Annotated in this window: 7 protein-coding genes; all 7 read right to left on the minus strand. The window is 54.9% G+C overall.

Annotation, left to right across the window (positions count from 1 at the left end):
- Window positions 1–304: 304 nt before the first annotated feature.
- The 7 genes from LG301_RS10750 to LG301_RS10780 all read right to left on the minus strand — a co-directional run bounded on the left by LG301_RS10750 (window position 305) and on the right by LG301_RS10780 (window position 13475).
- The gene (locus LG301_RS10750) at window positions 305–2851 is read right to left on the minus strand and encodes a beta strand repeat-containing protein (protein ID WP_404471161.1); all 2547 of its coding nucleotides are present in this window, start codon (window positions 2849–2851) and stop codon (window positions 305–307) included.
- A gap of 188 nt (window positions 2852–3039) precedes the next feature.
- A complete protein-coding gene (locus LG301_RS10755) occupies window positions 3040–3816 on the minus strand; it encodes a SapC family protein (RefSeq protein ID WP_404471162.1) in 777 nt (258 codons plus the stop codon).
- A 96-nt stretch (window positions 3817–3912) separates the two neighbouring features.
- Complete coding sequence (locus LG301_RS10760; protein WP_404471163.1) at window positions 3913–5754, minus strand: DUF4214 domain-containing protein; 1842 nt, start codon at window positions 5752–5754, stop codon at window positions 3913–3915.
- Between the two features lie 413 nt (window positions 5755–6167).
- Window positions 6168–9632 carry a glycosyltransferase family 4 protein gene (locus LG301_RS10765; protein WP_404471164.1) on the minus strand — a complete coding sequence of 1155 codons (3465 nt, stop codon included), beginning with the start codon at window positions 9630–9632 and terminating at the stop codon, window positions 6168–6170.
- Window positions 9633–9638: 6 nt separating this feature from the next.
- On the minus strand, window positions 9639–10784 hold the full coding sequence (locus tag LG301_RS10770; protein ID WP_404471165.1) for a glycosyltransferase: 1146 nt from the start codon (window positions 10782–10784) through the stop codon (window positions 9639–9641).
- Entirely contained in the window at window positions 10781–12256 is a 1476-nt protein-coding gene (locus tag LG301_RS10775; protein ID WP_404471167.1) for a class I SAM-dependent methyltransferase, read from the minus strand. The genes LG301_RS10770 and LG301_RS10775 overlap by 4 nt, the downstream gene beginning before the upstream one ends.
- Window positions 12243–13475 carry an ABC transporter ATP-binding protein gene (locus LG301_RS10780; RefSeq protein WP_404471168.1) on the minus strand — a complete coding sequence of 411 codons (1233 nt, stop codon included), beginning with the start codon at window positions 13473–13475 and terminating at the stop codon, window positions 12243–12245. Before LG301_RS10780 ends, LG301_RS10775 begins: the two co-directional genes overlap by 14 nt.
- Window position 13476 lies beyond the last annotated feature (1 nt).

Genomic DNA, 13476 nt, shown 5'->3' on the forward strand with positions numbered 1-13476 from the left:
GGTAGCCGAGGCTTCCCCGTGTCTGACATTCAGAAAAAGCAGGCAAAGTGCGCTGTGAGTTACTGGTAGGCCTACCTTAATTGGGCTATGCACACCCGTTACAGAGAAATACTGGCCAACTATCAGTGGTCATAAGGCCTAACACTGATCAAAAAATGATTGATCTAATTTCTGGCCACTACAACTACAGTTAAATAGTTCGTGGCATTTTGGTTAGAAAATAAACGAAAAACCCGCCTCAAAGGAGTCGGGTTGTGGGGCCTTTGACCTATCCGGTGATAGGCATTTCACTCAGGGAGTGGGATTAAGCAACAAAGCTGAAATCATTTATTGTTAGGTCGCTAATTCCTGTAGTTCCTGCATCGCTAAACAGGGTACCGATTTCGATTGCTTCTTCACTACCAGTACCGTCAGCGTCGAATGTCAGAACGCCAGTATCGGTATCGAAGGCAAAGGTCGCAAACGCCTCATCAGCAACAGCACCAGACCCAGTAATAAATTTAACCGAGGTAAAACCGTCGTTAAGCAGTAAGGTGGTACCTGTTGCACGGTCTGCATCTGCAAATCCTGTGATACTCGTCAGATCAGCATCAGAGAACTGAAGCGTATCGGCACCCTCATTAACACCAGCTCCATCAGTGTCCGTTGTGAACGAGTAGATTAGATCGTTACCTTCGTTGGCAATATCTGCATTGACGAAAGTATCCAATCCTAAGCCACCTGTAAGTTTATCGACACCCGCACCACCAGTGATGATGTCATCACCCTCACCGCCATTGATGATGTCATCGCCAGCACCACCAATCAGCACATCATTGCCTTCGGTGCCGGTGAGATCAAAAGACAAATCAGAATGCTTGAAGTTGCTGTTGTTACCAATATCGATACGAAACGACTCGCTACTCGTAAATTGGGCACCAGTAGAGTCTTTTACGGCGACATATAAATAGTCCGTGGAGTTTTCAGTCCATGTATCCACCACGACATTGCCCGCTTTGAAATTAGGGTTTCCTGAACCAAGACCATTGGAAGTTTGGAAAACCGAGCCGTCGATATGTGAACCATTTAAATTAACAAGAATAGTGTCAGTACCTGTCGTGAAATCGGTAATAGTGTCTATCCCTCTTGACACATCTTCTTGGGCGAAGACAAATATATTTTGGCCTCCCCCCCCCCCTGTTAGACTGTCATTGCCTTGCCCACCACGCAAGGTATCGTTACCAAGCCCACCTGAAAGAACATCATTGCCATTACCGCCGGTTAGGACGTTATCCCCATCAAGGCCATTCAGCACAAAGTTAGCCGCCTGATCAGACGCGTTGATGGTATCAGTTGAGGGCGTGCCGTTGACGGTGATGGTGTCGCCAGCTGAAGTAGACAGTCCGTTTGTTACAAACGCAGTGTTGTAGTCCGCTGCAGACAGCGTGTAGCTATCTGTGGTGTCATCGATAGTCACCGAGGCGCCACCAATCGTGCTTGCATCCAAAGTGGTGATATCGTTACCACTAGTTACATCAACCTCGACGGTGATTGCATCGTCAGTCGCAAAGGCTGTGCCTACAGCACCATTTACAACTCCAGCATCAGCAAAGTCGATCGTGGCTACACTGTCTACAACATCGTCTAGCGTGACAGAGTTGACACCCAAGTTAGCTGCTGTCAGATCAGAGTAAGTGACAGTGGCGTTAAACGCATCAGCAATGGTGATGTCGCGAGCCGCCAAGGCAGTGTCACCAGAACTATCGCTCAGCGTCAGACCAGCCTGCTCAATGCTCAGCATCGCTGCCTGGCCATTCAGATCGATGGTGTCAACGTCATCATCCAGAGTAACGCCAGACAAGTCAGCATCAGAGCCATCAATTGCCAGTTGAGCGGTGACAGACGTTGCACCAGACAGGTCGCCTTGGTCGCCGGTCAGATTCGTTACGCTGTCTTCGATTGCATAAGTGCCACCGTTGGCCGTGATCGTCAGACCAGCCTGAGCAACAGTGAGCGTCGCATTCTGGCTGTTCAGGTCGATGGCAGTAACGTCGTCATCCAGAGTAACACCAGACAAGTCAGCATCAGAGCCATCAGTTGCCAGTTGAACGGTGACAGACGTTGCATCAGACAGGTCGCCTTGGTCGCCGGTCAGATTCGTTACCGTATCAACAACGCTGAAAGACTCGTTTGCGTAATTATTTGCCTTAGTAATGATGCGCGCCTCTTGAACCGACAAAGAGGTTTTCACAGCATCAGCAATATCAGAAACATTATAGGTCGTGGGTAATCCACTACCATCATCGGCTTTTACTGCGTCAGCCAGCGTGTAACTAGAGGTAGAACCGCCACCACCACCACCACCACCACCACCACCGGTGGATTCTTCTTCACCGCTAGCCCGCTCTTCAACCGCCTGCTTGGCAGCTGTTACAGTAGCAGGATCGTTGGTAACGCCTTCTAGCAACGTGGCTGCGTCGTCTTCCAATGCGAGGTTCGCATCAGTGATTTGCTGGGCAATCGTGGCGCGGTTGTTCAATGCCACGGTGTCTTCTTCAGAGGCACCGTCGGTGAATGCCATGACGAGCTGATCCAGATTGACGCTCGCCCCGTCCCCGGTCAGCCAGTAATCAGCGGCGTCATCCGGCTCACGGCCGAACATATTGGCGTAAAGCTGGGTGACGAAATCAGCACGGCTCAGTTGCCCTGGGCCGCCGGCAAACTCGGGCTGCTCATTAACGATGTTGGCACGCAGTTGCTCCAGCGTCAGGGTGCCGTTTTCGATTTCTTCATTCCAATAGGCCAGCCCTTCCGCGTCCGCAGGACGACCGAGCAGGCCCAAGTAAACTTTCTGAATATCCGCCGTTGCCATGACGCCTTCCCTTTTTGTTGATTGACGCAATGATTAATCCACTTCAAAGCCAACCTAACACAGTAAAGCGTTGACTGACAGTTACGCCATTGGCACTACAATCCCGTTTTTAACAACATAAAACGCCGCACGGAGCGGCATTAACGTTACTCACAATCAGCGTGACTTTTATCGCGCTCAACCTGCCCTCAACTATCAAAATCAAACATCAAATCGTCGTCGTCGCTATCAAACACGCTATCCAGGTTCTCCGGCACGTCTTCTGTGCCACCCGCCTTCGCCAACATTTCCGCACGCTTGGTCAGCTCGCCTAGCTGATGGGTTGAGAGCATCTGAGCATAGGCCAATGAAAGCGGGCCACCGCGTAGACCGTGCAGGGTCTCGGCATCCAGGCTGTTCAGGGCTTGTTCGCTAATACGGTGTAGGCCGTTGACCTTCAAAGGCTCCTGCCCTTCGCCTCGACCTATTTGCAACGGCCACTCTTCAATCACCCCCGCGTCTGCAAGCTTCTGCACACAGGCAGCCGTCACTTGGCGGCTTTGTTCGCACTGCTTTAGAAATTCCAGCGTATCTGACACGGTTTTTGCCACATTACCTTCATCGTCAAACAGCGGCTTGGCCGAGGGTTCGTCGGTGAGGTTCGCTTGATCTACGCAGAGGATGGTCTGATCGTCTTGCTGGGCCAAACGGAAGGGATACCCCCGCAGTGCCGCAGGTACATAGCTGCCCAGCCATTTGCCATTGGGCGCTACGTAAAGGCTTCCGTTGCCCAAGCCGGTGATAGCCACCGGCGCATAGGCATCGTTCTCTTTAACAAAGCCCAGGGCGTAATGCGGTAACAGCTTACCGAGTTCTGCTACTAATATCGGCACCACTTGCTGGTCGCTGGCAAAGTGATACCCGTCACGGGGCCAGTAGAGCGATTCGGCGTGGTCAGTTTTTGAGAGTGCAATCCATTGGGTCATGGGGTCTCCTTGAAAAATATGGAATAAAAAACCCCCAGCCGAGGCCGGGGGTTCATGGTCACTGAGCAAGCTCAGTGGAGCGTAAGACTTGGTGTCTTAAACCAGCAGACCGCCATTCTGATCTGTGCTCAATGCAGCAGCGTCGACACCCATCAACTCAATTAGGCCATCGCCATCAGCCAGGCCGTTGGTTCCAGTGTTTTGCTCAACGAAAACGTAAGCATTTCCGTCGTAGCTAAATACGGCAGCTTCGCCATTAGAACCAAGTAGCGCGTCTACAGAGGCAATTGCATCTTGAAGAGAAGCAGCGCTATTTGCAGTATCTAGCTGGGCAGAAGACAGAGTTACCAGAGTCGCGGTTCCGGCGGCTTTAAAGTCAAGTGTGTCTTCGCCAATTTTGAAGTCTGCAATAGTAATTTTGCCATCTTCAAAAGATGCTGCACCAACAATGTTGTTCAGGGCGGATGCAACTTCAACTGTGTCTTTGCCAGCGCCCAAGGTGATTTCGGCAGCAGCATTGGAAGCAGAAGCAGTTGCGCCAGTCGTCAGGACGTCGTTGCCAGCACCCAAGTCAACGGTCATGTCTTTCGCGTCAACGTTGAGGGTCAGGTCGTCTGCACCAGAACCAAGCTTAACGGAGGTAACATCCTTAAGAGTACCAGCGTTAACAGTGGTAGTGATATCAGCAGTAGAGCTTGAAGCGTCGATAGACTTCAGTTTAGTCATCTCAGCAGCATTAACAGTGATATCTTCGCCTGTCAGGCCAAGGTTCAGAGTTTCAACAACGTCAGTACCTACAGTGCCATCAACAGCGTCAATCAGCTCCAACACACCAGTGTTATCTTCAGTTACGCCGCCGTTAACGGTCAGAGTCTTAGTGGCGTCTGCAGCTGCAGTACCAACACTGTTGGCAGTCAATACAATATCAGAGTCCGCACCACCAGTGTTTTCAACACCGCTCAGAGCGAAAGCGCCTGTAGACTTAGTAAAGGCTGCTGTCAAATCGATATCGGTCGTTGCCGCAGCATTGGTAGTACCGTCAATACCAACAGTGACGCCAGCGCCAACTTTAGTAACGTCGCCTAGCTCAGCAGCGGCAAAGCCCTTCTGCCAAACCTGAGTAGCACCAGCAAACTGGCTAGCATCAACACCGTTTGAAAGATCGCCGCCAGTACCTTTGACAAGGTTGACTGTTTCGATGTTGCTGATTTCGCCGCCACCCGGAACAAGTGTAGAAGAACCAGCAGCACCCACAACGAATAAGTTCAGGGTATCTTGTCCACCAGCACCATTAATGACGTCACCAGTATTCAGCGTGCCGTTGGCAGGTGTACCGGCATCTAGAACTGCACGGAACTGGTCGTTGTCAGCGGTACCAACAATGTTTTCGCCGGTAGCTGTAGTGAGCGTGAAAGTATTGCCTTCGTTCGGCGTCGGTGCAGTAATGTCACCGTTGTCTACAGAAGCTTTCGCTTGTTCAACAGAAGCACGAGTACCGTCAACGTCAGCAATAACTGCGCCAGCCAGCTCTTCGTCGAAGGAGCCTGCAGCACCCTGCTCTTCGGTGTAGTAGTTGGCAACTTCAGTACGGTTGTCCAGTACCAGGCTGTCAGCAGCGGCTGCGCCGTTAACCAGAGCCAGTACCAGCTGGTCGATGTTAACGCTTGCGCCTTCACCGTTTACCCAGTACTGCAGGCCTTCGGAATCCGGAGCACGGTTGAACAGGTTAGCGTACAGCTGAGAAACCACTTGTGCGCGGGTTTGGCCGCCGAAAGTTGCTTCGTATTCCGGCTGCTCTTCAACGATGTTAGCGCGCAGTTGCTCGAGCGTCAGCGTGCCAGCTTCGATTTCGTCGGTCCAGTACTGCAGGCCTTCTTGGTCAGCAGCACGGCCTAAAAGACCGATGTAAATCTGTTGGATCGCGTTAGTTGTTTCCATTACTTAAAGCTCCGTTAGTTTGTCGAATCGACATTTTCAGACCACCGGTGCCAAGCTTGACACCTAGACCCGTCGGCCTCGGCCTGTATTGTCATACCCCTAACTGGGGTATGAACACCCCGATGAGGCAATAGCGTTATAGGACTGCTGGTAGATGATGTCAAGCAATACACCTTTAAGCAATATCCCAAGGTATTAAGCGGGTCTAATTAGACCATAAATGCTTTTACCGTGAATAGACTAGCACAACCGATGCCAATCTCCATACAGTAAAAAGGAAAAACCTCAGTCTTGCAAGAACAGTGTTCGATTACTTAACAAAGGCGTACTACGCCGCGCAAACCCTTGATACACGGCGCGGCATGGCCCTAACCCTGCCTTGCGGCGCCTTCATAATCAACCTTTGTGGCTACTTAATTTGTCACATCTTTCGGCCAAGCTAGTGAAGTTAGGAGCCCTTTTAAGCGCAGAGAGAGGCGCGGCCAATCGTGGGCACGCACCCACTCTTTGGCTTGCTGTTGCAGCGCTTGGCGGGCGGCGGGATCGCTGAGGAGCGCTTCGATGCCTTGTGCCATGCTGTGGGGGTCGGTGCCCGGCAGCCAGCTAACGGCTTCGGCTACGTCATCAAAAATGTTTAGCGGCGTGCAGGCAACGGGTTTGCCGCTGGCTAGCCCCCAACGCACCGCCGCAGAGGAGGATTCTTGCGTGTGCTGGTAAGGGAATACCAGTAAGTCGGCCGCTTGCAGCCAGCCTAGGGTTTGTTCATCCGGCAGGAAGGCATTGATCATGGTGACTTGAGATTGCAGCCCCAAGCGGGCAATGGTGTCGCGGCAGCGCTGGGCTTCCTGTTCAGAGGGCGGCGCGGGGTATAGGGCATTTAATAGCAGCAGGTGGCGTTCTGGCTGCCCTTCTGCAGTGCCCTGCTTGGCGATTAGCGCAAAGGCTTCGATTAGCTCATGCACGCCTTTGTGGGGCAGTAAAAAGCCATAACAGGCAATTACGGTGCGGTTTTGCAGGGCGTGGTATTGGGGGTCTTCCGGTGGCTCTAATGTGGGGTTGGCCATCACGCCGTGGGGAAAGAGCGTGGCATTATCATGCAGCTGCATCGCTTTTAGGCGGTTTAAATCGGCCACGCTGTGCACCATGAGGCGTTCACACTGACGCAGGGCGGGCGCCATTTGGGTGAGACTTTTTTCTAGCGTGCCCCAGGTCACATCGGCGGTGGAGTGGAAGAACACCAGTACGCGCACGCCCTCTTGTTGCAGGGTGTGTAGCAATTGCGTTAGGGGGGCGGTGCCAAAAAAGCTAAAGTTGAACTGAATAATGAGGGTATCTAGCTGCCGCTGGCGTATTTCAGCCAGTAGGTTGTCGAGCGGGTCTTCGATATAGCCGCCGCTGCCGTCGCCTTCAATTTGTTGCCAGCAGCGCACCACGTTGGGGGCATCTTCTGCAATGCGGGCGTGGGTGTGGTCTGCCAGCACGGTAACTTGCTCGGCAAGCGCGGGGCTTGCAAGCAGCCGTGAATAGGTGGCAATGCCGCACTTACTGTTCCAGGTGCTTACCCAGCCAATGTTGGGGCGCGGGGCTAGCAGGGGCTGGTGTTCTAACGCGTTAATCGCTTGCTGTTGGCGCTTGGCCACAGCGGCCCAGGTGTGTTGGCGGCTGATGAGTTGATAAGCGGCCTCACAGCGGGGCTGGGCCCACTGCGCTAGGGTGTGCTGTTGGTGCTGTTGGTAAAACTCGCCCATCAGTTGGGTAAGGTGGACGGTGTCTGGCTCTACCCATATGGAGTTGAACTGGGCCATGTGGGTGCTGGCACGGGCAAAGTGGTAGTCAATTAACCAGGCGGTGTACGGCGTGCAGAAATCGCGCTGCCCCCCTGCCCCGGTGGTAATTACCGGCAGGCGGCACCACATGGCTTCGGACATAGGTAGGCCGTAGCCTTCCCCACGGCTGGGGGCGACTAATACATCGGCGTGGTGGTAAAGCGCGCGTATGGCCTGGGGGGTTAGGTCTTGGTTAATCAGCGTGATGCTGGCCCCTTGGGGGTGCTGCTGCCGCCATGCTTGCAGTTCCCCGGCAATATCGTGATGGGGGTTAGGGAAGGTTTTAATCACCAGCTGAACGTTATCGGCTTGTGTGAAGGCTTGGCCCCAGGCTGCCAGCAGTACATCCACCCCTTTGCGCGGAAAGCAGGAGGAAACGTGCAGGAAAGTGAGCGGTTTGCTGCTGGTGGCTTCTGCCGTTGGCGCGGGTAGCCATTGGGCAATGGCTTTTGAGTCTGGCTCGATATCGGTGAGGTGGTCGGTGCCTACGCCTGTCACAGGTAGCGGTAGTTTCACGCCGCTGTCGGCCAGCACCCGCGATACATAGCGCGACATGGTGCTCACCGCCGAGAGCCGGGCATTAAAGGCTTGGGCGTGTTCGTGGGGAAACACTGATTCTTCCCATCCGTAGGTGTGAATTAAACGGTGTTTGCCGGTTAGCTCTGTGGTACGCGGCGGGTAGCATAGGCGCAGCCCGGCTTGGTACCAGGCGGGCTGCGCCGCGTGTTGGTACGCGCTGGCAAGGGCGGGAACGCGCTGAAAAATAGCCGGGTCCGGGGTGAAGTCGCCGCTGCCCTCGGTGCTGTGTAGAGTTGCATCTACTTGTTGGTTCAGCAGCGCTTGGGTGAGCTCTCGGTTAACCAGCGCGAGGCTGTAGCTGGTATCGAAGGGCCCTTCGATACGCAGAGCCCGCTGCGGCGGTAAACCGCTGGATAGCGTAGGCGGCGGGTTGGGCGCCTGCCACCCCAGACCTGCTAAAAAGCGGTTGAGCTGTTCAACAAGCACCGGCGGTGAGAAGTGGTACAGTCGTTCGCGCTGGGCGGTAATCAGCTGGGCGCGCAGGTTGGCGTTTTCCAATACCATTAGCGCGGCCACGGCGGCAGCGCTGGGGTCGTTGTGCTGTAGCAGTAGGCCAGCGGGGCCAACGGTGTCGGCTATGCTACTCTCGGGGGCGGCGTAGGCAACTACCGGTAGTTCGTAGGCCATGGCTTCTATCAGCGGCATACCAAAGCCTTCGTGTTCGCTTAGGCTTAGGTAGAGGTCGGCTTGCTGGTAAAGGCGGTGCAGCGTGGGGTCGTCTACTTTGCCGGTGAAGTGGACCTGTTCGGCAATGCCTAGCTGCTGGGCCTGCTGTTTTAGTTCAGTGATGATATCTGCATCGCCCCCGCCTACCAAGGTTAAATGTACGGGCCAGGCGCTACGCTGCTGCATTTCGGCTAGGGTGGTTAGCAGGCCAGCCTGGTTTTTATTGCCCGCCAAGCGCCCTACAAATAGTAGGCGGTAGGGTTGGTTAGCGATCTCTTCGGGGGCTTTTTGGCTTTGGCTGCTTTCGTAGGGCGAGCCAATGGCGCTGAACCGGTTCAGGTCGACCAGTAGCGGTAGCGTGGTGGTGGTGGCTTCTGGGAAACCTGCTGCTAGCAGTTCTTGGCGATTCTGTTCTGAGTCCGCTAGGGCGCCATCTAGCCAGGTGTGCCAGTGGGTGAGCTGTTCTCTGCCGTGGCGTAGTACGGGAATGGCGGGGTGCCCTGGGCTGAAAAAGCGCTCGGGGGTAATGTTGTGGTACACCAACACTTTATGGCACGGCAGCGCTTGCAGCCACTGCTCTAGCGGGTTGCCGCTGCCGTGGTGAATCAGCAGTAAATCGTTGGGTTGGACGTTGTAGCTTTGGTAGTCCGCAACCTTGCCTTGCATTTCGGGGGCATCAATCACGTAGATGTTGGAAGGTAACCCCCATGCTTTGGCAAGACGCTGTATAAACAGCATTCCGTTGGTTATCCCATCACCGGGGGTGCAGGTAACGGCAAACTGGTGGATAGCGGTGAGTGTTTGCATGCCGCGTTAGCTTCCTTGTACGTCGGTGGTGCTGCCCGGTGGGGTGATGTTGAGCGTGGTGTGCAGCCAGCTTTTGAGCTGTTCAGCCAGTAGGCTAGGCTGGTAACGGCCTAGCGAGCGGTGCTGGCCTTCCAGCACGCTGCGGCGCAGTGCGGAGTCTTCCAGCATTAGCCCAACAGCGGCTGCCATGGTGGCGGGGTCTTGCTCATTCAGCACTAAGCCGCCCTCGCCTAGGGTGTGGGGAATGTTGCTGGTGTTCATGGCTACCACGGGGCAACCGGCCACCATGGCTTCCAGCAGGGGCATACCGAAGCCTTCGTGGGCACTGGCGCATACAAAGGCGTCGCTGTGCTGGTACAGCGCCTGGAGCAGCTGGTCATCTACTTTGCCGGGCATGATGAGGCTGTCATCCAGGTGCAGTTGGTGGGCGCGCTGGCGAATAAAGTGGCCGTAAGGGGTGGTGTCGCCGCCCCCTGCTAAGATCAGCATGGGGAGGGGTTGCTGGTTGGGTTCGCTCATGCGGTGTAGGTACCAGAGCATCTCTAGCAGCAGGTGCTGGCGCTTATTCTCTACAATGCGGCCAACAAACAGTAGCGCCGGGCGCACATGTAGCGAAGGGTGTAGGGTTTGCGAGAGTGCTGGACGTGGCGGTTCGCTGGTGCCGAGGTTGTCCATATCCACCAGCAGCGGTATCACGCTGACCTGTTCCCGCGCGTAGCCTAACTCGGCGAGGTCTTCGGCGTTGTATTCGGAAACGGCTATCATGCCTTCAAAGCTTTCGCGCCATTGGCGTAGCTGTTCGCGGCCTAGCTCGGCGTAGCGGCGGTAGTCGCTGCCGGGGCTAAAAAACTCGCTAGGGGTGATGTTGTGGTACACCAGCACGCGGGGTATCGCGAGTTTGTTGATCCACTCGCCTAGTTCGTGGCCCATCGAGTGGTGCTGTAGTAGCCGGGTGGTGTCGGCGGAGTAGGCTTCTAGCCCGTGGTAGGGTTTCACCACGGATTGCAGGCGGCTGGGGATATTGACTGCAAAAATTTCTGATTTAAAGCCCATACTGCGCAGTAATTTGCGAATAAAGAGCATGCTGTTGGTGACGCCATCGCCGATGTCGACACCGTGGTGAAATTGATGAATTGCCGTTACGTGGGTCATCCGTGTGTCTCCTGGGGATCCGTTGTGTTCGACTCGGCGGCCTTCACGGCAAGCATGGCGTAGTCTTGGGGGCCATATAGGTAGTGGTTCACTCGACGCGATGTTTCACCTTCGTCGGGAAGGTGTAGCGAGTCATCGACGGGGTGCAGGGGAAGTATCTCGGCGCGCGCAAACCCGCTGTACTCTGCGAGGAACTGCATAAAGTCGGGAGGTATGGGGCGCACGTGAGTGGGATCTAGGTAAAAATTACAGCTTCCTACCAGCAGGTTTTGCGGGTTGGGGGTTTCTAATAGCAGTGTGCCTTCAGGGGCTAACACCCGCAGGGCTTCGCGCAGCAGGGTACGTAGTTGCTCGTTACTGAGGTGCTCGACCAAGTGGAACGAAGTAATCATCCCGATGCTGTTTTCTTCGCAGTTTTCCAGGGTGGTGAGCGCATCTTCGTAGCGCACATCTAGCCCGCGCTGGCGGGTGATGGTGACATTGGTGGCATTTAGATCAACCCCCCAAGCCTGGTAGCCTTCTGCTTTTACCAGGGCTAACCACTCACCTCGCCCGCACCCCAGGTCTAGCAGCGCTTTGCCCTGTTGTAGCGGTTTGGTATTGGCGACATGGGGCAGGTGCTCTTTCATTAGCTCGCTGATGGCCGAGAGCGAGCCTCTAAAGCGCGCTTCTAGGGCTAGGTAGAAATCGCGCTCGGGGTTCGCTTGAGTGTCTTCCATCATAAGCGACTGCTGCGACGAAACGCCATTTTGCTGGTGGCTAGAAAGCGCGCCGCTCGCAACGCTGCTTTGCTGCAGTGAGGAGGATTGTTGCGAGCGTTCTTGAGAAAGCCCTTGAGAAAGCTGTCGGGCCAAGATGGCGTTTTCTGCTTCTAGCTTGCCTTGGTTTGCTTGCAGTGCGGCAATGGCTTGGGCTTGTTGGCGGTGCAGGTCTAGCAGGGCATCGTAACGGGCATTCTGCAGGTGCATGACTTGCTGCAGGCGGCTACGTATTTTATCAAGCGTGACTAGGCTCCAGGCGATGCGTATTACGCGCCCGAGTTTTGGCATATATTTAAGCCGTGCTTTCGCCAGCCCTTTTTCTAACCCAGGTAACGGCGGTGGCGTTAGGCTTTTAGCGGTTGGCTTGTGCTGCTTGGCTAAATTGAGCAGCCATCTTTCCCGCTCTTCACCCTCTAACAGAATGGCTAGGTGCCGCTGGTATTGTGAGTATTCGGGTAGCTGGCCGGTTAAGTAGTAATAGCTCTCTTCGATGAACAGCGGCGTGGGTAGTGCTAGCAGGCCAACGTAATTGGCTGCTTGGCCAAGGTGGCGCTCGTGGGTGCTGCCAAGGGCGACTACTTTGCCTTCTAGGCTTGCTTGCCAATGCTGCTCCCCTACCAATGCAGGAGCTTCATGCAGCCCTTTCATGCGCTGACGAATTTTTGTACTTATTTCTGCCGTGTCCAGCTGGGGGTTGTTATTCAGTAACATGAGTGCCTTCCTGGGCTGTCGTGCCTTGGGGGCCTAGGGGTTCAAACTGGCAGTCGAGCGGTAGCCGACAAACACCGCCAAAGCTGTGGCCCCTTATGCCTGCAATATCAAAACGCAGAATGTTGTCGCACCATTGGTAGCAGCGCCGAGTGTGGTCGCTGCTTTCGTGCAGCGCCAGCGTGACAGTGTATTTGCCGGGCGCGAGCCACATATCCAGGTTAAGGCGACAGCGGCGCTGCTCGCCTGCTTTCATTTGCAGCGGCTGGTTGAGGTACCAGGTATTGGTGCCGTAAATATCTTGCCCAAAACGGTCGCGAATCATGAACCCCAGGGTGATGTCGGGAAGGTCTTGGTGGGCGTGTATGTCCACCAGTATTTGCGCTTGCTCGCCACTGGTGAGGGTTATGCCTTGGCTCTCGGCTCCGATGAGTTCGCAGTGCTCAATGGTGGCTTCTTTGGTGCCGTAGTGGGCAGTTCGGACAGCTTGGCCGTCCAGGTCGGTGTCTTCTGCTAATAGGCGGTTGTAGTGGTTGGCGGCGGCCTCGGCTTCCCCTTGGAAAACCACGTGGCCCTTTTCCAATACGATGACGCTGTCGCAAAGCATTTTGACCGCGTTTAGGTCGTGAGAGACAAAAATAATGGAGCCTCCCGCCGCTCTAAATTCGCGGATGCGACGCATACATTTTTGCTGGAAGTGGGCATCCCCTACCGAGAGCGCTTCGTCGATGACAAAACAGGCGGGGTCGGCGTGTATGCCTATCGCAAAGGCGAGACGCATGACCATGCCTGATGAGTAGGTGCGCAGCGGCTCATCAATAAAGCTGCCTAGCTCGCTGAAATCAATAATCGATTGGCGGCGCGCTTCTATCTCTTTTACCGTCATCCCTAGCAGCAGGCCATTGGCTAGGATGTTTTGTGCTCCGGTTAGGTTGCTGTCAAACCCGGTGCCTAGTTCTAGCAGCCCGGTGATCCGCCCTTCTACGCTGAAGTGCCCGCAATCCGGCAGCAGTACGCCGGTTAGCAGTTTTAGCAGGGTGGATTTGCCCGCGCCATTGCGCCCTAAGATGCCCAGCGTTTCTCCATCGGCTACTGTGAAGCTAATGCCGTCTAGCGCTTTGTGGGAGTGGTGGCGCGGCTTGCGGGTGATGATTTCTCTTAACCGGTCTGATGGACGGGCATAGAATCGGAAATGCTTGGTGATGTTATCTACCTGGATCATG

Source organism: Vreelandella venusta (assembly GCF_044809155.1).
Taxonomy (GTDB): Bacteria; Pseudomonadota; Gammaproteobacteria; order Pseudomonadales; family Halomonadaceae; genus Vreelandella; species Vreelandella venusta_B.